Here is a 22605-nt window from a genome sequence, read left to right as displayed (position 1 = left end):
CGCGTCAGTCCTCCACGAACTCCGTGGCCGTCAGCGGCCGGGGCACCGCGTCCACGGGGGTGGTGTCGAGGGTTCCGGCACCCGTGACGGTCGGGTCCAGTTCCGCGATCTTGCGGGCCGAGGGCAGCACGCGCGACTCCATGGAGCCCACGAGTTTGTTGTAGCCCTCCACCGAGCGCCGCAGGGACCCGCCCATGTCGGACAGGTGCTTGCCCACCGAGCCCATGCGGTCGTAGAGCTCCCGGGACAGTCGGTACAGCTCTCGCGCGTTGTCCGTGAGGGTGGCCTGGCGCCAGCTGAACGCCACGGCCTTCAGGGACGCGAGCAGGGACACCGGGGACACCAGGGCCACATTCGCACGCGCCGCGTGATCCAGCAGGGAGGCATCCGCATCCAGCGCGGCGGCCAGGGCGGACTCGACCGGGACGAAGCACATCACCAGCTCGGGAGAGTTCTCCTCCGCGGACCAGTACTTCTTGGTGCCCAGCGTGTTCACGTGCGCCCGCAGGGCCTTGGCGTGGGCGGCGAGCAGCTGGGCGCGGCGCTGCTCGTTCTCGGGGGAGCCGTCCGCGGGGACGGCCTGGGCGTCCAGGTAGGAGGACATGGGGGCCTTCGCGTCCACCACCACGGTCTGCGCGCCGGGCAGGTTGACCACCATGTCCGGGCGCTGGATACCGGATTCCGTGGCGCGCACCGTCTGCTCCGTGAAGTCCACGTGGCGGGTCATCCCGGCGGCCTCCACCACGCGGCGCAGCTGCATCTCGCCCCATGCACCGCGGGCGGTGGTGGAGCGCAGGGAGCCCTCCAGGGAGGTGGTGGCGTGCAGCAGCTGCTGGTCCGTGGTGCGGGCCGCTTCCAGGGCCTGGGCCACGGCCCCGAACTGCTGTGCACGGTCCCGCTCCAGCTGGTTAACGTGCCGCCCCACGGAGGAGAGCTGGTCGTTGAGCGGTGCCAGCGCGCGCATGACGTCCTGGTCCTGCACGGCCCGCGCCTCGAGGGACTCCACACGCTGCTCGAGCTGCTCGGCCGCGGCCCGCGCGGAGGCGGCGTCCTGCAGGGCGGCGAGCCTCTGCCCCTGGGCATCCTCCAGCTCGGTCTCCAGCGCCGTGGACTTCTGGTGGGCCAGCACGTACCCCAGCACCACACCCACCACGAGGGCGAACAGCGACCACAACCACCACACCTGAGCCATCACCGAAGCATCCATGCGCTCACCATGACAATCCCGTCCGACACGCATAAGCGCCCCGGCGGGGCTCGTCACCGGATCCGGAGGGCTACAGCCACCCGTTGCGCGCGGCGACGGCCACCGCCTCGGTCCGGTTGGCGGTTCCGGTCTTGCCGATCGCCGAGGACAGGTGGTTGCGCACCGTCCCCGCGGAGAGGTGCAGGGCCCACCCGATTTGCCCCGCCGAGGCCCCGTGGGACGCTTTCCGCAGCACGTCCTGCTCCCGCGGGGTCAGGGGGTTCGGTCCGGCCAGCAGGGACTTCTCGGCCAGCGCCGGATCGACCACGCGCAGCCCGGCGTGCACCTTCCGGATGGCCTCTGCGAGCTCCGCGGCGGGGGTGTCCTTGACCACGAAGCCGGACGCCCCGGCATCGAACGCGCGCCGCAGGTAGCCGGGGCGGTCGAACGTGGTGACCATCAGGCACCGCGTCCCGCGCCCGGCAGCCACGATTCGCTCGGTGGCCTCCAGCCCGGTGACGCCGGGCATCTCGATGTCCAGCAGGGCCACGTCCACGGGGAGCTCCCCGGCAAGAGCGACCGCCTCGGCACCGTCGGCGGCCTGGGCCACCACGGTGATGTCCGGTTCCAGGTCCAGCAGAGCGGCCAGTCCGGCGCGCACGAGGGCCTGGTCGTCCGCGATCAGCACTCGGATCTCGGTCATGCCCGCCACACCTCCACGATCGTGCCGCCCCGGGTATCCCGCGCGACCGTCACCTCACATCCCGCAGCCCGAGCCCGCTCCTTCATGCCGCGGATGCCGTTGCCCTCTCGAAGCGCCGGTCCGGCGGCACAGGCCTCGGAACGTGCCTCGGTCCCGGAGCACGACGACGCCGCCTCACCGCGGTACCCGGCCCGCACCGGCCGCTGCGGGTCCGGGCCGACGCGCCCCACACCGGCCCGGTCGGGCGCATCCGCCGCGGCGTCGTCGGTGCTCGGACGGCTCGTCGAGGGCGCCGCGCCGCCCGGACTAGCCAGGGTGTCGGTCCGGGCTGAGTGGTGAGTGGGGGCACCCGCGGCCCGTGCGCCGTCGTCCGCGATGCGAAGCGAGGAACCGGTGAGCGTGACGCGGCAGTGAGCGGCGCCCGAGTGGCGAACCACATTGGTCACGGCCTCGCGCAGGATCCATGCGAACACGGAACGGGTGGCGGCGTCCAAGGGCGGGACCGAGGACGGCAGGTGCGGGGTGATCCCGGCGGCGCGCAGGGCGGCACGTGCCTGGACGAGCTCCACCCCCAGATCCAGGTCGCGCAGCCTGCCCACCGTGGAGCGCACATCCGTGAGGGCTTCGCGGGACAGGGCCAGGACGTCGTCGAGCTCGGCGACGGCGCGCTGCGGGTCCGTCTCCACGAGACGCTGGGCGAGCTGCGTCTTGACGGTGATGACCGTGAGGGAGTGGCCCAGGATGTCGTGGACGTCCCGGCCCACGGCCTCGCGCTGCCGGGAGACCTCGAGCTCGCGGGCCAGGCGCTCGTGGGTCTCGGAGCGCTCCACGGCGAAGCGGGAGAGCAGGATGATCGGCCCGGGCAGGACCAGGCCGAACAGCGGCCAGAACCACTGCTCCCGGGGGAGCAGCATGAGCAGCGGCACCAGGGCGGCCGTCTCGATCAGGAGCGAGGCCAGGATGCCCTGGCGCAGGTGCAGCCGGAACGCGCACACGGCCACGAAGAACGGGGCCGTGTAGGTCATGCCCCACGGCGAGGCCGGCAGCAGCAGGGTCAGCGGCACCAGCAGGACCACGCACCACAGCACGGCGTTGCCCAGCACGCTCAGGCGCGGGACCAGGATCTGCCGGATCCAGGAGAGCGTGTAGAGCCCGGCGAAGAGCACCAGTCCGAGCAGTCCCAGGGCAGTGGCCCAGACCGACTCGTCACTCTGCAGCAGTGCCGCTGCGGGGATCACGAGGAACACGAGCCAGACGGTGGCGAACAGCAGGTCGGACCAATGGTGCTCGGGTTCCTCGGTGCGTGGGCGCGGGGCGGTCCGCGTGGCGGCGCTCATCGGCGGCCCGTGGAGGACCGGGCTGCCAGCAGCGCGATGATCCCGAACACGGCGGCCCAGGCCACGGCGTTGACCACGAGCCACAGTAGGCTGTCGGTTTGCGGGGCACCACCCATGGTGGCCACCTCACCTTCGGTCACGGGATAGCGGGCAATGCCCACGATTCCATACATGGGGGTGAAGCGGGCGACGGTCAGCATCCCGCCGGAGAGCGGCATGAACACGTTGCCGAAGAACGCGAACACCACCAGGGCGCCGGAGGCGGCCCCCACGGCGGTGTCCGAGCGGAAGATCAGGCCCGCGGCAAGCCCGTAGAGGGCGAACACCACGGAGACCACCACGCACAGCACGGCGGCCAGTGCCCAGCGCCAGAGGTCGTCCATCGAGGCGTTGGTGAACGCCCCCACCAGGAACACGATGACCACGGGCAGCACCGCGATCAGCAGGGCCACCGCCACCTTGGTGGCCGCGTAGCCGCCCGTGCCCATGGGGGTCAGCGCAAGCTGCCGGCCCCAGCCCTGCAGCCGTTCCAGGGCCGCGCCGGCGGAGATCGCAGTGGTGGCGGTGACGGCCCCGTAGACGGCCATCGACACCATCACGTACGCGGACACGTTGCCCCCGGGCAGGCGGGCGTCGGACCAGCCCTGCACCGCGCCGAACAGGATGAACAGCACGGCGGGCAGCAGGGCCACGAACACCAGGTTGGGGATCGAGCGGAGGTTCCGCCGCACGTCGTGGGCGGTGTAGGTCAAGGACATGACGGGCTCCTTGGGGTCTGGGTGCGGTTACGGGCGCGCGAGGTGCGGGGCGCGGGGAGGGGCGGGAGAACGGTGCGGTCACCCGCGGTGCGCTGCGCGCGGGCTCACGCGGCGGCGTCGTCTCGATGGATCAACGCCGCGAACGCCTCGTCCAGGCCGCCGCGGGAGATCTCCAGGGCGCTCGCGGGGGTGCGGGTCAGCAGTTCGCGCGCGAGGGCGTCCGCGTCTTCGGTGCGCAGGTGCACGCGGGACTCCGAGCGGCGGGAGACGGTGGCGCCCGCGAACTGGGGCAGCGGTTCGCCGGCCGGCCACACGAAGGACACGGTGTGGTACCGAGACATGGAGCGCAGCTCGTCCACGGAGCCGTCGAACGTGACGCGCCCGGCATCCATCAGGACGATCCGCTCGGCAATGTCCTCCGCCTCCTGGAGGTAGTGCGTGGCGAACACGACCGTGAGTCCGCGCTCGGTCTCGGCGCGCATCGCGTCCCAGAACTCGGTGCGGGACTGCACGTCCATGCCCGCAGTCGGCTCGTCCAGCACGAGCAGCTCGGGGCGCGGGAGCAGGGCCAGGGCAAAGCGGACGCGCTGCTGCTGCCCGCCCGAGCACTTGGCCACCTTCCGGCGCGCGAACGACGCCGCCCCCGCCCGTTCCAGCGCCTCGTCCACGGGCAGGTGGTCCGGGTAGAGGGACGCGATCATGGTCACGGTCTCGCGCACGCTCAGGTCCGCGAGCAGCCCGCCCACCTGCTGCACCGCGCCCACCTTCCCGTGGGCCACGGCCGCGCGCGGGCGCTCGCCGCACACGCTCACCGCCCCGGAGGTGGGCTCGCTCATGCCGAGCACCATGTCCAGCAGGGTCGTCTTTCCGGCGCCGTTCGGCCCCAGCAGGGCGACGACGCCGCCGCGCGGGATCTCCAGCGAGACACCCTGCACGGCGCGGACCGTCTCGGAGCGGGTGCGGAAGGTCTTGACGGCGTCCTGCACCTGGATGGCGGGGGAGTGGGGCTGGGGTGGGTGTGTGGTGTTCATGGGTCCAGATTCCCGTGCGGCGGGGCGGCGCTGAACTGCTGATTGTCACGAGTGGGGCGTGACATGTGTCAGGGGTGGGGTGGGCCGCGGAGTCGCGTGGCAGCGTCGTCGGGCGGCGCCGGTAAGATGGCGGACCGTGGCTCTTACTATTGGAATCGTCGGTCTGCCGAACGTCGGAAAATCAACCCTGTTCAACGCGCTCACGCGCAACACGGTGCTCGCCGCGAACTATCCGTTCGCGACCATCGAGCCGAACGTGGGCGTGGTGAACCTGCCGGACGAGCGGCTGGACAAGCTCGCGGAGCTGTTCGACTCGCAGAAGATCGTGCCGGCCACGGTGTCCTTCGTGGACATCGCGGGCATCGTGAAGGGCGCGTCCGAGGGGGAGGGGCTGGGCAACCAGTTCCTGGCCAACATTCGTGAGGCGCACGCGATCGCCCAGGTGATCCGCGTGTTCGACGATCCGGACGTGATCCACGTGGACGGCAAGATCGACCCGGCCTCGGACCGCGAGACCATCAACACCGAGCTGATCCTCGCAGACCTGCAGACCCTGGAGAACGCGATCCCCAAGCTGGAGAAGCAGGTCAAGATCAAAAAGGGCTCGCCCGAGCAGCTCGCGGCGTACCAGGCCGCGGAGAAGGTGCTGGCGGAGGGCCGCACGATCTTCGAGGCCGCCGGGCCCGAGAAGCTCGACACCGACAACCTGCGTGAGCTGAACCTGCTCACCGCCAAGCCGTTCATCTACGTGTTCAACGCGGACGAGGGCGTGCTGTCCTCACCCGAGCGTCAGGCTGAGCTGGAGGCGCTGGTGGCGCCCGCGCAGTGCGTGTTCCTGGACGCGAAGCTCGAGGCTGACCTCGTGGAGCTCTCCGAGGAGGAGGCCCGCGAGATGTTGGAGATGGAGGGCCAGGACGAGTCCGGCCTGGACAAGCTGGCCCGCGTGGGCTTCTCCACCCTGGGCCTGCAGACCTACCTCACCGCCGGCCCCAAGGAGGCCCGCGCGTGGACCATCAACCAGGGCGACACCGCCCCCAAGGCCGCCGGGGTGATCCACTCGGACTTCGAGCGGGGCTTCATCAAGGCGGAGATCGTCTCCTACGACGACCTCATGGCCGCCGGATCCATGGCCGACGCGAAGGCCGCGGGCAAGGTGCGCATGGAGGGCAAGGAGTATGTGATGCAGGATGGGGATGTGGTGGAATTTCGTTTCGCCGTATAACCTCTGGCGTCGATTGAGTGGTCTGACCTGCCGATGCGATGACCAAAATAGGTCAGCAGTCACTGTATAGTTCAGTGCATGCTGACCATTGCTTCACGCCTCGACGTCATGCACCGGCTCGGCCGAGCCATGGCGGACCCGACGCGATCCCGGATCCTGATGACCCTGCTCGACGGCCCGAGTTATCCGGCGGTGCTGTCGCGCGAGCTGGAGCTGACCCGGTCGAACGTGTCGAACCACCTGACCTGTCTGCGCGACTGTGGCATTGTGGCCGCCGAGCCCGAGGGACGGCAGACGCGCTACGAGATCGCCGACCCGCACCTCGCTGCGGCGCTCACGGCGCTCGTGGATGTGACGCTGGCCGTCGACGAGCACGCGCCATGCGTTGATGACCAGTGCCCGGTGCCGGGCTGCTGCGGGACGGGGGCAGGCGCATGAGCGCGGCGTGCGGCTGCGACGAGCCCGAGACCACGGTCGGCGAAGCAGTTGAGGAGGTGCAGGAGCGACCCTGGTGGCGGGACCGCGGGATCATGGTCCCGGTCCTCTCCGGCGTCGCTTTCCTGACCGGTCTCGTCCTGGAGTGGTCCGGGCTCGAGATCCTGGCGCTGGTGCTGTTCTGGCTCGGTCTGCTGCTGGGAGCGTCGACGTTCACCCCGGGCGCGATCCGCAAACTGTCCAAGCGCAAGCTCGGCATCAGCCTGCTGATGACGATCAGCGCCATTGGCGCGGTGATCCTCGGCTACGTCGAGGAGGCCGCGGCCCTGGCGTTCCTGTACTCGATCGCTGAGGCGCTGGAGGACAAGGCGATGGACCGCGCCCGCGGCGGGCTCCGGGCGCTGCTCAAGCTCGTCCCTGAGACAGCGACCATCCGCCGCGACGGCGCGTCGGTCGAGGTCGCCGCGAAAGACCTCCAGGTGGGCCAGCTGATGCTGGTGCGGCCGGGCGAACGGATCGCGACCGACGGCGTCGTGGTCACGGGTCGTTCGAGTTTGGATACGTCTGCGATCACTGGAGAGTCGATCCCGGTCGAGGTCGAGCTGGGAGATGCAGTCTCGGCCGGTGCAATCAACTCCGCCGGCGCGCTGGAAGTCGAGACGACCGCGGCGGGCACCGACAACTCGCTGACCACGATCGTGGAGCTCGTTGAGCAGGCGCAGGCCGAGAAGGGAGACCGCGCCCGCCTCGCCGACCGCATCGCCCGACCCCTCGTCCCTGGTGTGCTCGTCCTCGCCGTCCTGGTGGCGCTGATCGGTTCGCTGTTCGGCGACCCCGAGCTGTGGGTCACTCGCGCCCTGGTCGTCCTCGTGGCGGCGTCGCCGTGCGCGCTGGCGATCTCCGTGCCGCTGACCGTGGTCGCCGCGATCGGCTCGGCGAGCAAGTTCGGCGTGATCATCAAGTCCGGTGCCGCGTTCGAGCGCTTCGGCGTGATCCGCCACGTCGCCGTCGACAAGACCGGCACCCTCACCCGAAACGAGCCCCTCGTCACCGCCGTTCTCACCGCCGACGGGACCACCGAGGCGCAGGCGCTGGCGTGGGCGGCCGCGCTGGAGCAACACAGCACCCACCCGCTCGCGGCCGCGATCACCGCCGCCGCGCCGGGGGCCTCAGTAGCCGAGGACGTGACCGAGCAGGCCGGGCACGGCATCGAGGGCAAGCTCGACGGCGCGCGGATCACGGTCGGCAGCCCCCGCTGGCTGGACGCCGGGACGCTCGGCGACCGGGTCGCAGGGCTGGAGGAGCAGGGCATGACGGTCGTCATCGTGCACCGCGACGGCGAGCCGGTCGCTGCGATCGGCGTCCGCGACGAGCTGCGCCTGGAGGTCCCGGAGGTCGTCCGCACGCTCGCCGCGCAGTGCATCGGGGTCACGATGCTCACCGGCGACAACGCCCGCACCGCCCGCGCTCTCGCGGCGCAGGCCGGGATCGAGGACGTGCGCGCCGAGCTGCGCCCCGAGGACAAGGCCGCTGCGATCGCTGAGCTCGGCCAGCATGGTTCGGTGGCGATGATCGGCGACGGCATCAACGACGCCCCCGCCCTCGCCGCCGCGGACATCGGGATCGCGATGGGCGCGACCGGGTCGGATGCCGCGATCGAGTCGGCCGATGTCGCGTTCACCGGGCACGACCTGCGGCTGCTGCCGCGCGCGTTCGACCATGCCCGGCGCGGACGGCACATCATCAACCAGAACATCATCCTGTCGCTGCTGATCATCATCGCCCTGCTCCCGCTCGCCCTCTTCGGCGTCCTGGGACTCGCTGCCGTGGTGCTCGTGCACGAGATCGCGGAGGTCATCGTGATCCTCAATGGCTTGCGCGCGGCCCGGACCCGGAAGGAGCAGATCGTATGAAGGTCGAACTGCTGCACATCGTCGACTGCCCGAACACGGCCATCGCCGAAGCAAACGCGCGCGCCGCGCTGGATGCCGCCGAGCTCGCGGAAGTGCCCATCGAGCTGGTAACGATCCACACCGAGACCGAAGCGGCGAACACCCGATTCGGAGGCTCGCCCACGATCCTCGTCGACGGCGTCGACCTGTTTCCGACGCAACCGGTTCGCTCGCTCGCGTGCCGGGTCTACGCGACTGAGCGCGGGTACGCCGGTGCACCGACTCCGTCTCAGATCGAGGAGGCGTTGCACGAGACCTATCGTTGACGTCGAACGCAAGCTGTCGGTCCCGGACTCGGGGCCGAGCGCTTCACTGCACACCTCAAGAGGGTGGTATGTACCGGGAATCGGTGGAGTGGAGATTCGCGCTGTAGGGATTGGTCGCCGCGCGGAGCATCGTAGTGAGCGCGGGTTAGTCGGCTGACGCGCCTCGGGCAAGCAATAGCCGGAAGTGCTTCAGGAACTGCTTCTTGTAGTGGCAGGATCGAGCCATGGATGTCCTCGCGCTGGTGATCTCGGCCCTGTCGCTGCTGATCGCCGGCGTCGGCACTTACCAAGCGAACAAGCGCGCGAACGAGGCACTCGCCGAGTCGCGCAAGGCGGCCGAGGACGCACGCTGGTTCGCGGTGCAGGAAGCCGTGCAGCGCCTAATCGGGTTCGATCCGACGGCCGAGCCGGTGGGGGAGCGGCTCGCCAACCTGCGCATCACGTCGATCGCGCTCGTCGACCAGCTCGACGGCTGGGATGGTATCGACTCGTGGCTGGAGGCCGAGCGCACGCTGGGCGCGACCATCGGCCGCCAGGTGATGGAGGCCGCCAAGCCCGGCGACACCGTTGAGCGGCGGGTGGCGAACCTCGACCCGCTGATGAGTTGGGCGCACGCGCTGAGCAGCAACCTGCGCCATTTACGATCAGTCGGCCACGACGCGGCTGCACTTGCCAAGCTCCAGGTCAACGCGGAAGAGTTGGTTAGGGAAATTCATGCGCGTCACGGCTGGGATTTGCCGCCGCGGACCAACCTCCGGATCCAGCCGTTGGACTAGATGTGGTGTAACGACTCGGCCTTACGGGTTGCTCAGCACTGTGAACGACGTCGCCGTGTACTTAGGCTTAACTTCGCCGGCAGGGCCGGTTTCTTCCGTGACTGACACATCGACTGAAACTGACATGCCGGTGCGCAGCGTTGCAGTGTTCGCCGCAGGGATCTTCTTCGCGTCGATCTTGACGATCTCGCCGTCCTCGATCTCCAGCTGCCAAGCGCTGATCTCGCTGACAGTCCGCACGATGCCGCGGATGGTGGTCGGCTCGAGCTCGAGTTCCCGAGAAGCGATGAGCTCTCCAATGTGAGCGAGTTCAGCCGTGGAGAGGCGCGTGCGCAGGCGCGCCTGGCGAGGCTGGGACCAAGTGAGATCAGGCTCGAACCCTGATTTCACCAGACCTGTCGAGAAGTCGCGCAACGTCGTGGCGACGCGCGGTCCGTACTCGCGGATGCGCGCCAAGAAGTCACTGGTGTCGGCATCTGGGCCGAGACGACGTCCGTCCTCGAGCAGTCCCAGTGCTCGCTTCATGGCGGTGTCGATCAACTGGGGCTCTGCATTGTCGTCTCCGAACAGCCCGACTTGGCCATCGGGTGAGATCTCGTCCGCTGGCAAAGTCGTCGGCACGATCTGCAGGATGAGGCTTCCCGGCAGTGGTGAACCATTGAGGTTCAGTCGGGTCTTCGAGACGACGTCGGCGGGCGGTTGCCCACGCAACGACTTGTGCCCCTTCACCGCGAGGCCTGTCGCAAGCACCAGGCGCTGAAAATTGCGAAGCGTGTCAGCAATCCCGTCGATCGCTCCCGAGTGGATCGTGATTCCTGGCCCAGTCAGGCGCAGAGACCCTGAAGAAGCGTCGCGCCGCAGCAAGCCGTGCTCAGCGCGCAGAGTCTCGATGCTCATGCGCGCAAGATCATCTGCGTCCTGCCACTCAGCTTCGCCTTGGACGTTGGCCTTGAACTGCTCCCAGTCAAACGCCATGGAAACCGTCCAGAGTCACTTCGAAGTAGCCGCGCTGCGGTAGGGCATCCGGCCGTTGCGGAGGATCTTCCTTCGCGCCGTTGCGCTAGGGCATCCAGAAGTCATCCCAGTAGCCACGATTCAACGCATATGACTGGTGCTCGACTGAGTGGGCGCGGTCCGCCTCGGGGAACACGTGCCATAGGCAGTATCGAGTATCAACGCGCAGGCCCGTCGCTGGCCGGACCTGGTTCATCCCGAACATCTGCAGGATGTACCGATCCTTGGGGTCGGTCACCTGGTCAACGAGCACGTCTTCGCCCCAGTAGACGAGGTCGATGTCGTCAGGATCGATCTTGTCGGTAAGGAAGCTGCCACCCACCCATACGCACACCACGGGGACGACAAAGCGGATGCCGTCGGTAGCGGACTCGAAGTGCTGCCAGATCTCGGCGCGGGTCGCCGACTTCGCGAACCGGGGATCGTCAACGTAGTGGGATTTGATCTCTTCCAACGACGCGCCGAATCGGCCCAGCGGAAGCAGGCCCGTCTGCTCGTCAAGTGCAGGCAGCGCCAAGTCACCTCCCTGTGGGTCGCAGTCACCTGTCATTATGTCCTATCAGGGGCTGCCGACAGAGGCGGACGCGAGATCGGGTCGCGTGCCCCCGCTGCCCCACCTTCTGCGTCTCCGGAAGGGGCGAGGTGGGGGCCGAGGCGATGCCAGCCAGACACGCAACCACAGGTTGGTATGTGCCGGAATGCGGTGGAGTTCCGCTTCAACGTGTAGGCTCTATGCCAGAGGCGGAGGCGTAGCGGAGTTACTGCATTGATCGAATTAGATACTTTAACTCTCGTCAATTCTACTCTGCGCGAATAGTTAAGGAGACCCCGTGCCGCTTCCAGAGGGTATTCGCTCACAGGCGGTGGAGTATGCTCGAAAGGACTTGCCGGGTGACCTGGCATGGCATGTCGACTATTTTAACTTCATCGGTGACCTCGAGCTTCGCAAAAGGCTCGGGCAGGAGTTTTACGCGGCCAGGTATTTGTATAAGCTCTGGGAAGGCCTTCGGGTCGACGAGCCATGGGCGATTCAAGCTCAGGTTCAATTGCAGGTTCAACAGTACGCATCGATTTATGAAGCCGCAATTCACTACCTTCTCTTCGTTGAGGCGTCTGGCGAGCCTGTCGTTAAGGCCTTACCTGAATACCGCGCGCTCGTGAAGCGGGAGCTCCCGGGACATATTATGGATCGAATTCGCAAACTTCCTCAGGCTGATGCTACGGATGTCATTGGTGCCGTGTATGCAACGCGCCGCACCCAGGAGTCGAAGATTCGATTCGACAGCAAGGTTGCTGCCGCCGTGACGCTAGGCATGATTAGTGATGGCCTCGGTCATGAGATCGCAGGCTACTACACGGCTCGCAACTACATTCACATCCATGCGGAACTCCGTCAAGAGGATTTTGATTGGCAGATTGAGTTTGCGCGCGATGCTTACAGGCGCCTTAGGCCGTTTAGGGAAGAGGTCTCAGCTTGGCTCTCAACCCGCAAAGAGCGTGTTTGAGGATTGGGCCCAGTGAATACGTCGAGACCCTGTATGGGGTCGCGCTCTTGGGCTGGGGGTCGTGACGTAGTGGTCATCTCATCGGGGTGAAAGGGCGGGCAACTGGGTGCATGGTGGAGCATTCAAAATGCTATCTCGCAGCCAGAGACTCCATGCGTGTCTTGATCCGTCAGCTGTCAAGGTTGTGCCAGGCATCCCCCAGCACCCAGCGAATAGCGGAGATCCGCCCTGAGAGGTAGCCCCATGCCCAGTCCGACTCCACATCCTTCGCCAGCTCTTCCACGCCGTACTGTTCCTCGACTCGGCGCTTTGCTGCGAGCATTCCAGCCTTGATGTCATCGGGCCAATCGTAGAGATCCACGTCCTCGTCCGCCGGTTTACGTCCGTACCAGAGTCGATCCATGAGCGCTGACTCAACCTCTAGGATCTCTGACACCCGTCGCAGCGTGCTTGTCCCAACATCGTGCTTGAACGCTAGATCTAGATTCTGCTCAACGAGCCGAAGGAGCTGTGGCTTCTCCCAGATGCGGATCCTGAAGGGCGGATTGTTGGAGCGTTGATAGTCCGCGATCCAATCCTTAGCCCCGTTGGTTAGATAGCCGGATGCAATGAAGAGGAGCGCTGACGGGCGCTCAGCGCTGGCCCAGGCGATTGCCCCCTGAAGCGCTTCCGGAGGAACGCCGCGCTTGTAGTGCTTGCAATCGACGAACCAGCGCTCCTCGTACTCGTGCCCGTCAATGTCCCTCATAGACCGGCGGGCGACGATATCTCGACCACGGTCGGACGGCGACGCAGCGAGCGGGGTCCCCTTTCTCCAATCCACATTGGAAAAGCCACTCTCGGCCATGAGGTCGAAGCAGAACTCTTCAAAGTCCGTGGGCGATAGTGCTTCGAAGTCGAGGGAGCCGAGGGTGAAGTCGTGCTCGGACTCGGCGACGGCCATCGCATCATCGTCGAGTGGCTGCTCGGGCACCTTTTCCATACGGCCAGTATATGAAGCGCCACACGCGAGGGAAGCCCGACGTCGACTCGGCTTGCTACTGGCAGTCGTCTGCGATTACCCGGTGGTCGTGACGTTGGGCTAGTTCCTCACGATCGGCGGTTCGGGACGCCCTGGCTCCCAAATCTCCCAGCCGATCTTCCTGCCCTGGTCGCCGAAGCAGCCCTGGACGCCGAGGCAGTGGACGCAGTACCACCAGGCCTCCAGCTCGTCCGCGATGCGGTCCCGAAGTCGGACCTCGTACTCGTCCAGCGCTTGGTTGTCTCCGTAGGGGACTTCGGCGAGCTCGGGCTCTGTGCTCCTAACGTGGAACTCGACTCGCTCCCAGTACTCAGATGGTGACTCATCCGAGCCAGGCTCGTTGGTCGCGAGGATGCCTAGGTGGTGGAAGCGCCCCGACTTCCCGTACCGAGCGAACGTCGCGAAGAGAAGCGGGAGTGTGGTGCTCCCGCTGATCCGATCAGCGAGAGTCTCGGCATACCCGGTGTGGGTGGATCGCGCCTGGCCGCGTTCAATCGCCGTGTTGAGCAGCTGGCTCATCTTCTGGATGTCATGGCCCCAGTCGTACCTCAAGGTCGCCTTGGAGGGCCAGGAGCCCGAAGCCTCGATCTCGTTGCAGCCGAGCATGACCTTCATGGCCTTCTCCACGCCGATGCTGCCCAGCATAAACACGCCATCGCCGTGCAGCGAGACAAAGCGAAGGGTTCGGATTACCTCCACGGAGTCGCGCAGGAGGTTGCGCACTGCCCCGGCCTCCTCCAGCAGCGCGAACCCCTGGTGCGTCGACAACGCCGGGTGCAGTCCCGGCGGCGGGCTCGATGCCATTCCCTCGGTCCTCCTCGTGCCCCTCTGGTCGCCCTCCTATCCAGAAGGGGCGCATGATGGCGCTCCATGAGCGGGGTGCCTTTGCCGCTGCGCGAGTCGCTGTGACCAAAGGTTACTCGGCTACGGAACGTGGTGGAGTTCCGGCTTAATGTATAAAGTCCCTGCGTAACGAGGCTTCTCGGCTGGCGATAGTCGGTCTTGAATGAGCTGTAAGATTGGCCCGGCCCTGCTTGGTTGCCTTTTCCGCGCCACCCGTGCGGAGGGGGTTTTCTAGTTCTCGGGGCAAACCAGTGTCGCCTGGTGGTGCGGGTCTTCTGTAAAATTCCCTGGGGCTTAACTCGTGTTCTAGCTCCCCCCCCGTGTTTCTCGCTCTAGGCACGGCGATTGAGGCGGCCGGATAGAGGGCCTGCGATGCGCGAATAGGTGGGGGGAGTCAGGGTGCTGCTGGAGGTCGCTTTAGGAGTCCCCCGTGGTCGACGAGACCCCTGATCTCCGTTGCCATTCCGAAGAGGTCGGGGTACATGGTCCCGCTGTTAATTCCATAATCCCGCTCAAGTCTGCGGCGAATCTCGTCTTTCGCGTCAGACGTGATGCGCAACGTTAGGGTTGGACGTGAGTTAGAGTGCAGGTTTCGGGATCGGTCAACCATGCGTGTGGGTACTGATGTTGCACGTCGCACCTCGTTAGCCGACCAGAGGCCGGCGGAACTACCGTCGCCCGGTCCCTTACGGTATTGGGCGTTGGATCCTTTATAATACTTTGGGACACCGGCCAGCAGGAAACCGGACTGTTGAGCGGGAATCCGGTCGTTGTATGACGGAGGCTTCCAGAGGAGGGGGAGTTCCAGAGACCATTTTGAGTCCTTTGGGTAGCCGCGCCACGGAATGTCATAGGTGCTCCACTCTGAGTCCAGGCGGACGGTGCGGTCCGTTACATCAATCGCGAACAAACGTCCGTCCTGATGGTCCTCGTCGCTGTGCTGTTGCTCCACTGCGAACCACAGCGCCACTAAGGGGTTCAGTGAGACATCGAGAAGGCGTGTAGGGGCGCGGTAATGTTGCATGTGTGCAACAAGTTCCAGATAGGGTAGCTGGTCGTGCCGCCACCACTCGCGTGCAATCGTGAGGAGTCGATCCTCGGCTTTGACTAAGTCGCTCTCTTTAGGCGAGGGGCCGCTCCCCGTGGCGAGGATGCGGCGGTAAAGGCCGCTGTGGAGGCACCACTTCGCGTTCACTTGGCCCCGCCAGACCATTCTTCGCCGACCGATCTTGTTGAGGACGTCCTCGATGGCTGATGTCGCGCCGACCCAAGACGTGATGGCATCACCCTCCCACGGGCCAAAAAAGTCGGTCCCATCCATTTTGTTAGCTCCTCGGTTCGACGCTCTTGACGGGGCGCTACCTGTCCTCGGCGGGGTTCGGTGGTGGACCGACCGTCGCCCAATCCCTATTGGAAGACACTTTGCCGCTATACGCGTGTTCGGTCGTTTCCATGTCTTCTTGTTGATTAACCCTACCTTGACCATGGTAAATACATCTGGGACTGCTGCACGGTTAGGGGACAGTTGTAGTGTCAAGCCGCGAGGCCCACGGCTGGGTTCATGGTGGTCTTGCACTCCCGCGGGGTCAAACGGCCCAGACGAACCTGTCGGCGGCCCCGGTGGTAGGCCCGTTCGATCCAGGTGATAATCGTGATCCGCAGCTCGTCACGGGCCTGCCCGCGACGGCGGTCGAGGACGTTCTTCTGCAACAACGCGAAGAAGGACTCCATCGCCGCGTTGTCACCGGCGGCACCGACCTGGCCCATCGACCCGTGCAGGTGCTGCTCGTTCAGTGCGTGCACGAATGACCTGACGCGGAACTGGGACCCAGAGCGCTTCACCCAGGACCAGAGGAGGTCGAGATCGTTGACTACCATTGACAAGATCGAGCCGATCCACCCTGGAGAAGTTCTGATGAAGGACTTCATCGAAGGGCTCGGCATCACCCAGGGCAAGCTCGCCGTCTCCATCGGGATGTCTCCCCGGCGGATCAATGGGATCGCGCACGGCAAGCGGGGGATCAGTGCGGACACGGCCCTCCGTTTGGCACGGTATTTCGGGACATCAGCCGAGTTCTGGCTCAATCTTCAGAGCCACTACGAGTTGGACTGCGCGGAGGATCGCGCTGGGGAACGAATCGCGGCAATTATTCCGCTTGTCATTGCAGATCCCTGAAGTGCATCGTGCAACCACCCCTGGAGATCCGCGGATGCAGTGCTCTCCCGCCTTGGCAAAGTCCTCAGTGAAGGACGATGATGTCTGATCGTCGTCATCCGGACCATCCCAGGGCGCTGACTGGTACCATAAACAAGTACCACTCAACGTAGGGAAGGTACTCCATGTCCATCAGCGCAAGCGAGGCCCGCAAGACTCTCTTCCCGCTCATCGAGCGCGTGAACGAGGACCAAGAAGCCATCGAGATCGTCTCTCGGAAGGGCAACGCGGTGCTCATGCCCGCCGACGAGTACGCGGCGTGGCAGGAGACCGCCTACCTATTCCGGTCGCCAGCGAACGCCCGCAGGCTTCTCGACGCCTACGATCGTGCCGGTGCCGGGAAGACCCAGGCCCACGAGCTCGACCGTTCCGACGAGCCGTCCAGCCAGGCTCGGGACGTCTGAATGCGGCTGGTCTGGGACGAGGCCGCCTGGGAAGACTACACGTACTGGCAGACCGCCGACCGGAGAATCCTCAAGCGGATCAACCTGCTCATCGATGCCTGCCTGCGCGAGCCCTTCGAGGGCATCGGCAAGCCGGAGCAGTTGAAGTACGGGGCGCGGGGCTCGTGGTCGCGGCGCATCAACGAGGAGCACCGGCTCGTCTACCTCGTGACTGGTGAGGATCTCGTGATCTTGCAGGCTCGATACCACTACTGAGCCGGGCTGAACTGTCGTTGTTCGGATCGGCTGTGCCAGGTGACTTTGCTGCCGACGTCTAGGGCGCCTGGGGTGACCTCATGAACCGCGGGCCGTCGTCGCGAAAAGAGCCGGTTTCCTCAAGGAGGGAACCCAGCGCCAGAAATTCCTGGTGGACGGAGCACGCCTCGACGTCGACACCTACGGGCGGTTGAAAACCGACCCGCATCCGGCCTTTGACCCCCTGCCCATGGTCACCCGATGAATGGTGACGGGAAACACCTATCAGGTCGCCCCCACATGCCCGGGGAACCGTATTTCCGCTGGCCACGAGTCTAAAATTGAGGGGAGAAGGGTCTCACACCGGAGCGACACTCGGAGGCAGAAATGTCCGGCCATCAGGTTGATTCCACCCACGAATCCAGAACCATGAGTCGGAACACCGTCTCCATGCTCTGGAAATTCGGGCTCATGGTCCTCATCGGGGCGGTGATCTACTTCATCCCCGCTCCGGAGGGCGTGGACCCCCGCGGCATGCACATGCTCGGCATCTTCGTCGCGACCATCCTGGGGCTCATCCTGCAGCCTCTGCCCACTCCTTCGGTGGCGCTGATCGGGCTGGCCACCGCCATGATCACCGGCGCCATGGACGTCAAGAGCGGGGAGGCCCTGAGCGGATTCTCCAACTCCGCCGTCCTGCTCATCGTCGCGGCGTTCTTCATCGCGGACGGGTTCCTGCTCACCGGGCTGGGGCGCCGCGTGGCCCTGATGTTCCTCAGGGTCCTCGGCAAATCGCCCCTGGGCATCGCCTACGGCATGGCCGTCACGGACCTCCTACTCGCACCGGCCACCCCGTCCAACACGGCCCGCGCGGGTGGTGTGATCTACCCGATCGTCCGCTCCGTCGCGGAGGTCCAGGGCTCCACCCCGGACACCGACGAGTCCCGCAGGAAGCTCGGCTCCTACCTCACGTTCACCGCCGCCCACGTCAACGTGATCACCAGCGCCATGTTCATCACCGCGATGGCCGGCAACCCGCTGGCCGTGGCCTCCGCCGAGAAGCTCGGCGTGCACATCTCCTGGGGCCAGTGGGCCCTGGCCGCCCTGATCCCCGGCCTCGTGAGCCTCGCGGTGGTCCCGTGGCTGCTCATGAAGGTCTACCCGCCCACGCTGAAGAGCACTCCGGAAGCACCCACCATGGCGCGCAGCGAGCTGCAGAAGATGGGGTCCATGACCCGGGGTGAGATCATCATGGCGGCCACGTTCGTGCTGCTCCTGCTGCTGTGGGTCTTCGGCACGGCCATTGGCGTCAACGCCACCACGGCGGCCTTCGTCGGCATCGCGGTGCTGCTGGTGACCAAGGTGCTCACCTGGAACGACATGGCCAAGAACGGCTCCGCCTGGAACACCCTGATCTTCTTCGCGGTCCTGGTGGGCATGGCGGAGAACCTGAACAACCTGGGCGTCATCACGTGGATCGGCTCGGTGGTCTCCGGCGCCGTCGGCGGCATGTCCTGGCCGGTCGCCTTCGCCATCCTCGCGCTCGTGTACTTCTACGCGCACTACATGTTCGCCTCGAACACCGCGCAGATCGTCGCGATGTACGGCGTCTTCCTGGGTGCGGCCATCACCGCGGGTGCCCCGCCGATGTTCGCGGCCCTCGCCCTCGGCTACATCGGCAACCTGTTCGGCGCCATCTCCCACTACGCCTCCGGCCCGTCCGGGGTGGTCTACGGCTCCGGGTACGTCAAGGTCTCCGAGTGGTTCAAGGTCGCCTTCATCATGTCCGTGGCCATCATCATCATCTGGACCGTGGTGGGCAGCGGCTGGATGTGGATCCTCGGCGACCTCGCCATGTAGTCCGCCCGGCAAACCCCCCCCGCACGACGACGCTCGGTGCCCTCCCAGGGGCACCGAGCGTCGTCGTCTGTCGACGGGGGAGCGGGTCAGTCGTCCTTGTTGCGCAGCACCTGCCGCAGCTTCTCCTTGTTGAGTCCGGCAATCGCGGTCAACGGGATCCCAGCGGGGCACACCTCCGCGCACTCGCCGTAGACCGAGCACGGACCGAACTCCTCCTCGGCCGCGCGCGTGATGCCCTTGGCCCGGCGGCCACGCTCCTTGGAACTGGAGGGCAGCGTGGCCAGGTGCATCGTCTTGGACCCGGCGAACAGCTGCGCGGAACCGTTGGGGCACGCGGCAACGCACGCACCGCAGCCGATGCACGCTGCCAGGTCCAGGGCCCACTCCGCGGCCTCGTGGGTCACCGGGATGGCGTCCGCGTCCGGCGCCGTGCCCACGGAGGTGGAGACGAACCCGCCGGCCCCGATCACCCGGTCCAGCGCGCTGCGGTTCACCGCGAGGTCCTTGACCACGGGGAACGCGCCGCTGCGGAACGGTTCGAGCTGCACGGTCGCGCCGTCCTCGAAGGACCGCAGGTGCTGCCGGCACGACGGCGTGTTCTTCTGGGGGCCGTGCGGAGTGCCGTCCACGGTCACGCCGCACGCCCCGCAGATGCCCTCGCGACAGTCCGAGTCGAACGCGATCGGCTCCTCACCACGGGCAACGAGATCGTCGTTGAGCTTGTCGAGTGCCTCCAGGAGGGAGAACTCGGGTCCGACCTCCTCCAGCAGGTACTCCTCGAAGTGCCCCTCCTCGGCGCCGGACTCCTGACGCCAGACTTTCAACGTGAGTTTCATGAGGATGGTCCTCTCATCGGTAGTCGCGGGTCTCGGGCGGGACGCTGGGGAACTCCAGGGGCTCCTGGTGCCTGATGTAGCGCGGTCCCGTTTCGCCGGCCTCGCCGGAATCAGCACGCTCCCACGCGGACGCGAACAGCCAGTGCTCGTCGTCGCGCTGGGCCTCGCCGCCCTCGGTCTGGTGCTCCTCGCGGAAGTGCGCGCCGGCGGACTCGTCCCGGTCCAGCGCGTCCAGGCACATGAGCTCGGCCATGTCCAGGTAGTCGGCCACGCGGCCGGCCCGTTCGAGCTCCTGGTTGAAGCCGTCCGGGCGGCCCTGCACCCGCAGGTCGATCCAGAACTCCCTGCGCAGCTCCCGGATGCCTCGCAGACCCTCGGCCAACCCCTCGGCGGTGCGCGTCACCCCGCACTTCTCGTACAGCAGGTCGCCCAGCCGGCGGTGGAAGCGCTCCGGGCCCTGCGTGCCGCCGATCGCGACCAGCGCCTGCACGCCCGCCTCAGCCTCGGCCACCGCGGCCCGCACGACGTCGTCGTCCGGCGAGAGCTTCGGCCTGCCCAGCAGCGGCGCCAGGTAGTTGGGCACCGAGTAGGGGAGCGTGAACCACCCGTCCACGCACGCGGAGAGCAGCGAGTTGGCGCCCAGGCGGTTGGCGCCGTGGTAGCCCCAGCCGGCCTCGCCGCCCACGAACAGCCCGGGGATCGACGTCATCATGTCGTAGTCGCTCCACAGCCCGCCCATGGCGAAGTGCGCGCCGGGTGCAATGCGCATGGGCTCCTCGTAAGGGTCCTCGCCGGTGGCGTCCGAGTACATCTCGAAGAGGTTGCCGTAGCGCTCCGCGATCACCCTGCGCCCCAGGCGCTCGATGGCGTCCCGGAAGTCGAGGTAGACGGAGTTCTTCAGCGGCCCGACGCCGCGGCCCGCGTCGATCTCGGTGCGCGCGGCCCGGCTGGCGACGTCGCGCGGTGTGAGGTTGCCGAAGGCCGGGTACCGGCGCTCCAGGTAGTAGTCGCGCTCGTCCTCGGGAATCTCGTTCGGGGGCCGGCCGTCCCCGGCCTTCACGGGAACCCAGATCCGGCCGTCGTTGCGCAGGGACTCGCTCATGAGAGTGGTCTTCGACTGCCACTCGCTGGAGACCGGCAGGGCCGTGGGGTGGAACTGGATGAAGCACGGGTTGGCGAACAGTGCGCCGCGCCGGTGGGCCCGGAATGCGGCGGTGACGTTCGAGTTCTTGGCCAGCGTGGAGCGGTAGTAGACGTTGCCGTAGCCGCCGGTGGCGAGCACCACGGCGTCCCCGGTGACCGCCGAGATCTTCCCGGTCACGAGGTCGCGCACCACGATGCCCTGGGCGCGGCCCTCCACGACGATGAGGTCCAGCATCTCGGTGCGAGTGTGCAGGTTCACCTGTCCCGTGGAGACCTGACGCAGCAGCGCCTGGGCGGCGGCAACCTGCAGCTGCTGACCGGTCTGCCCGCGCGTGTAGTAGGTCCGGGAGACCTGCACGCCGCCGAACGAGCGGGTGGCCAGCCCGCCTCCGTACTCGCGGGCGAAGGGCGCGCCGATCGCGTTCATGTGGTCGATGACCCGGATGCTCTCCTCGGCCAGCCGCCAGGCATCGGCCTCGCGGCCGCGGAAGTCGCCGCCCTTGACGGTGTCCTTCACGAACCGGGCGATCGAGTCGTTGTCCACCGTGCGGGCGCGTGCGGCGTTGATGCCGCCCTGGGCGGCCACCGAGTGTGCGCGGCGCGGGGCGTCGTGGAAGGTGAACGACTCCACGTTGTAGCCGAGTTCGCCCAGGGCCGCCGCCGCACCTGCGCCGGCGAGTCCGGTGCCCACGACGACCACGGTGAACTTCCGACGGTTGAGCGGGCCCACCATGCGGTAGTGCAGCCGCCGGTCCGCCCACGTCTGGGACGGGGGCACGTCCGAGCTCAGACCAGGGAGGCCCGAACCCACGGTGCGCAGCTCGTCCAGCAGGGCCTGCGGCTGGGTGGTCGAGGATGCCGTCATCACTGAATCACTCCCAGGAGAACCAAGACGGGGATCGAGATGTTGCCCAGGCAGATGGCAATGGCGACCAGCCCTGCCACCCACGCGGCGAGCTGCCGCAGCCGCCTGCCGGTGGCGCCGAGGTCGTTGGCGGCGGTCCACGTCCCGTGGGCCACGTGCACGGTGAGCACCAGCATGGTGAGCATGTAGAACAGGGCCACGACGGGCCGCTGGAAACTGGCGACCAGATTGGCGTACGCCGATCCGCTCTCGAACGCCCCGGATGCGGCCGGCTGGACACCCAGCGTGAGGTCCAGGATGTGGAAGATCACGAACAGCAGGATCACCAGGCCGGTCCCGAGCATCGAGCGCGCCATCAGGGCGTCGCCGCGGCGCAGCCCGGTGCGTTTGAACGGCCCGCGGGCTCGACGGGCGCGCGTCCACAGCAGGAGCCCGCAGCCCACGTGCAGCACCAGGCTGATCAGCAGCACGACGCGCAGCACCCACAGGACACCCGCGTAGGGCATGAGCGGCATCAGGATCTCGCGCAGCCAGTGTGCGTAGTGGTCGAACTCCTCCTGGCCGCGGAAGATGTGCAGATTGCCGTACATGTGCACGAACACAAATCCGACGAAAATGAGACCGGTGACGGCCATGGTGGTTTTCGCGGCGAAGTTCGACACCGGCAGCCGTGTGCGCGGCGGGGCTGACGTGCGTTGTTTTCGCTGAATGGTTGCCGTCATCGTTGCCCCTCGTCAGTGGGTGAACCGAGTGCTGAACTCCGGGAGTTCATCATCCTCAATTCTACGCCGGGAGGGGCATTGCAAGACGCGTTCCGGGGCGTTTCCGGTACTGCCGCCAGAAAGGGTTGCGGCGGGTGCCGAGGGCATTGAGAATAACTAAGGTTTGCCTATCGTAATTTCACAGTGTCGGTCTTTTTACGGTGTTCCGTTCCCACTCACGGGGTTCCGGACCCACTGGGCGGCTGTGCCGCTCCCCAGGGGTCCGCAGCCGGGTGTC

At 66.7% G+C, this 22605-nt stretch carries 23 protein-coding genes and 1 pseudogene; 10 read left to right on the top strand and 14 right to left on the bottom strand.

The features are described 5' to 3' along the window. Positions 1 to 4: 4 nt before the first annotated feature. The 5 genes from FS770_RS02790 to FS770_RS02770 all read right to left on the bottom strand — a co-directional run bounded on the left by FS770_RS02790 (position 5) and on the right by FS770_RS02770 (position 5015). The gene (locus FS770_RS02790) at positions 5 to 1207 is read right to left on the bottom strand and encodes a DNA recombination protein RmuC (protein ID WP_244944706.1); all 1203 of its coding nucleotides are present in this window, start codon (positions 1205 to 1207) and stop codon (positions 5 to 7) included. Positions 1208 to 1277: 70 nt separating this feature from the next. Next, complete coding sequence (locus tag FS770_RS02785) at positions 1278 to 1889, bottom strand: response regulator transcription factor (protein ID WP_145009762.1); 612 nt, start codon at positions 1887 to 1889, stop codon at positions 1278 to 1280. Further along, entirely contained in the window at positions 1886 to 3226 is a 1341-nt protein-coding gene (locus FS770_RS02780) for a histidine kinase (RefSeq protein WP_145009759.1), read from the bottom strand. Before FS770_RS02780 ends, FS770_RS02785 begins: the two co-directional genes overlap by 4 nt. Beyond that, positions 3223 to 3984: an ABC transporter permease gene (locus tag FS770_RS02775; RefSeq protein ID WP_145009756.1), complete on the bottom strand. Its 762-nt coding sequence runs from the start codon at positions 3982 to 3984 to the stop codon at positions 3223 to 3225. Before FS770_RS02775 ends, FS770_RS02780 begins: the two co-directional genes overlap by 4 nt. Before the next feature lie 104 nt (positions 3985 to 4088). Continuing rightward, positions 4089 to 5015: an ABC transporter ATP-binding protein gene (locus FS770_RS02770; RefSeq protein WP_145009753.1), complete on the bottom strand. Its 927-nt coding sequence runs from the start codon at positions 5013 to 5015 to the stop codon at positions 4089 to 4091. A gap of 136 nt (positions 5016 to 5151) precedes the next feature. Here FS770_RS02770 and ychF point away from each other — a divergent pair, with 136 nt between their 5' ends. The 5 genes from ychF (at position 5152) to FS770_RS02745 (ending at position 9666) form a co-directional block, all read left to right on the top strand. Then, positions 5152 to 6237 carry a redox-regulated ATPase YchF gene (gene ychF / locus FS770_RS02765; RefSeq protein ID WP_068466945.1) on the top strand — a complete coding sequence of 362 codons (1086 nt, stop codon included), beginning with the start codon at positions 5152 to 5154 and terminating at the stop codon, positions 6235 to 6237. 78 nt (positions 6238 to 6315) lie between these two features. Beyond that, positions 6316 to 6675, top strand: coding sequence for a Cd(II)/Pb(II)-sensing metalloregulatory transcriptional regulator CmtR (cmtR, locus tag FS770_RS02760; RefSeq protein ID WP_012397799.1), 360 nt, complete (start codon positions 6316 to 6318; stop codon positions 6673 to 6675). Then, positions 6672 to 8585: a heavy metal translocating P-type ATPase gene (locus FS770_RS02755; RefSeq protein WP_012397800.1), complete on the top strand. Its 1914-nt coding sequence runs from the start codon at positions 6672 to 6674 to the stop codon at positions 8583 to 8585. The genes cmtR and FS770_RS02755 overlap by 4 nt, the downstream gene beginning before the upstream one ends. After that, positions 8582 to 8890 (top strand): hypothetical protein, encoded by a 309-nt coding sequence (locus FS770_RS02750; protein ID WP_012397801.1) that lies wholly within the window; start codon positions 8582 to 8584, stop codon positions 8888 to 8890. Before FS770_RS02755 ends, FS770_RS02750 begins: the two co-directional genes overlap by 4 nt. A 224-nt stretch (positions 8891 to 9114) precedes the next feature. Further along, entirely contained in the window at positions 9115 to 9666 is a 552-nt protein-coding gene (locus FS770_RS02745) for a hypothetical protein (protein ID WP_012397802.1), read from the top strand. Between the two features lie 21 nt (positions 9667 to 9687). Here FS770_RS02745 and FS770_RS02740 read toward each other — a convergent pair whose 3' ends face one another. Both FS770_RS02740 and FS770_RS02735 read right to left on the bottom strand, forming a co-directional pair. Continuing rightward, on the bottom strand, positions 9688 to 10641 hold the full coding sequence (locus FS770_RS02740) for a hypothetical protein (RefSeq protein WP_039101683.1): 954 nt from the start codon (positions 10639 to 10641) through the stop codon (positions 9688 to 9690). Between the two features lie 85 nt (positions 10642 to 10726). Beyond that, positions 10727 to 11197: a DUF6932 family protein gene (locus FS770_RS02735; protein WP_145009749.1), complete on the bottom strand. Its 471-nt coding sequence runs from the start codon at positions 11195 to 11197 to the stop codon at positions 10727 to 10729. 313 nt (positions 11198 to 11510) lie between these two features. Here FS770_RS02735 and FS770_RS02730 point away from each other — a divergent pair, with 313 nt between their 5' ends. Continuing rightward, entirely contained in the window at positions 11511 to 12185 is a 675-nt protein-coding gene (locus tag FS770_RS02730) for a hypothetical protein (protein WP_052209914.1), read from the top strand. 169 nt (positions 12186 to 12354) lie between these two features. Here the strand turns inward: FS770_RS02730 and FS770_RS02725 are convergent, their stop codons facing one another. From FS770_RS02725 to FS770_RS02710, 4 genes and pseudogenes are all read right to left on the bottom strand, one after another. Continuing rightward, positions 12355 to 13167 carry a restriction endonuclease gene (locus FS770_RS02725; protein ID WP_082698306.1) on the bottom strand — a complete coding sequence of 271 codons (813 nt, stop codon included), beginning with the start codon at positions 13165 to 13167 and terminating at the stop codon, positions 12355 to 12357. A gap of 99 nt (positions 13168 to 13266) precedes the next feature. Next, complete coding sequence (locus FS770_RS02720; protein WP_145009746.1) at positions 13267 to 14010, bottom strand: hypothetical protein; 744 nt, start codon at positions 14008 to 14010, stop codon at positions 13267 to 13269. A 433-nt stretch (positions 14011 to 14443) separates the two neighbouring features. Continuing rightward, positions 14444 to 15370 carry an FRG domain-containing protein gene (locus FS770_RS02715; RefSeq protein ID WP_186366669.1) on the bottom strand — a complete coding sequence of 309 codons (927 nt, stop codon included), beginning with the start codon at positions 15368 to 15370 and terminating at the stop codon, positions 14444 to 14446. A 212-nt stretch (positions 15371 to 15582) separates the two neighbouring features. After that, positions 15583 to 15879, bottom strand: a pseudogene (locus FS770_RS02710) (IS3 family transposase); the annotation flags it as partial. A 37-nt stretch (positions 15880 to 15916) separates the two neighbouring features. On the opposite strand from FS770_RS02710, the gene FS770_RS02705 reads away from it, so the two are divergent. The 4 genes from FS770_RS02705 to FS770_RS02685 all read left to right on the top strand — a co-directional run bounded on the left by FS770_RS02705 (position 15917) and on the right by FS770_RS02685 (position 18762). Next, complete coding sequence (locus tag FS770_RS02705; protein WP_039101684.1) at positions 15917 to 16225, top strand: HigA family addiction module antitoxin; 309 nt, start codon at positions 15917 to 15919, stop codon at positions 16223 to 16225. A 164-nt stretch (positions 16226 to 16389) separates the two neighbouring features. Further along, positions 16390 to 16668, top strand: coding sequence for a type II toxin-antitoxin system Phd/YefM family antitoxin (locus FS770_RS02700; RefSeq protein WP_145009740.1), 279 nt, complete (start codon positions 16390 to 16392; stop codon positions 16666 to 16668). Further along, complete coding sequence (locus tag FS770_RS02695; protein ID WP_035965439.1) at positions 16669 to 16923, top strand: Txe/YoeB family addiction module toxin; 255 nt, start codon at positions 16669 to 16671, stop codon at positions 16921 to 16923. A 408-nt stretch (positions 16924 to 17331) separates the two neighbouring features. Continuing rightward, positions 17332 to 18762, top strand: coding sequence for an anion permease (locus tag FS770_RS02685; RefSeq protein ID WP_145009737.1), 1431 nt, complete (start codon positions 17332 to 17334; stop codon positions 18760 to 18762). A gap of 86 nt (positions 18763 to 18848) precedes the next feature. On the opposite strand, the gene FS770_RS02680 is transcribed toward FS770_RS02685, so the two are convergent. Genes FS770_RS02680 through FS770_RS02670 form a run of 3 tightly spaced genes read right to left on the bottom strand, consistent with a single transcriptional unit; the run spans position 18849 to position 22328 of the window. Then, the gene (locus FS770_RS02680; RefSeq protein WP_145009734.1) at positions 18849 to 19598 is read right to left on the bottom strand and encodes a succinate dehydrogenase/fumarate reductase iron-sulfur subunit; all 750 of its coding nucleotides are present in this window, start codon (positions 19596 to 19598) and stop codon (positions 18849 to 18851) included. A gap of 13 nt (positions 19599 to 19611) precedes the next feature. Then, on the bottom strand, positions 19612 to 21606 hold the full coding sequence (locus tag FS770_RS02675; protein ID WP_145009731.1) for a fumarate reductase/succinate dehydrogenase flavoprotein subunit: 1995 nt from the start codon (positions 21604 to 21606) through the stop codon (positions 19612 to 19614). Beyond that, positions 21606 to 22328: a succinate dehydrogenase cytochrome b subunit gene (locus FS770_RS02670; protein WP_145009728.1), complete on the bottom strand. Its 723-nt coding sequence runs from the start codon at positions 22326 to 22328 to the stop codon at positions 21606 to 21608. The genes FS770_RS02675 and FS770_RS02670 overlap by 1 nt, the downstream gene beginning before the upstream one ends. Positions 22329 to 22605 lie beyond the last annotated feature (277 nt).

Source organism: Kocuria salsicia (assembly GCF_007681555.1).
Classification (GTDB): Bacteria; Actinomycetota; Actinomycetes; order Actinomycetales; family Micrococcaceae; genus Kocuria; species Kocuria salsicia.
Note: the sequence above shows the minus strand (reverse complement) of the source record. Positions and strands in the feature narration are given on the sequence as shown.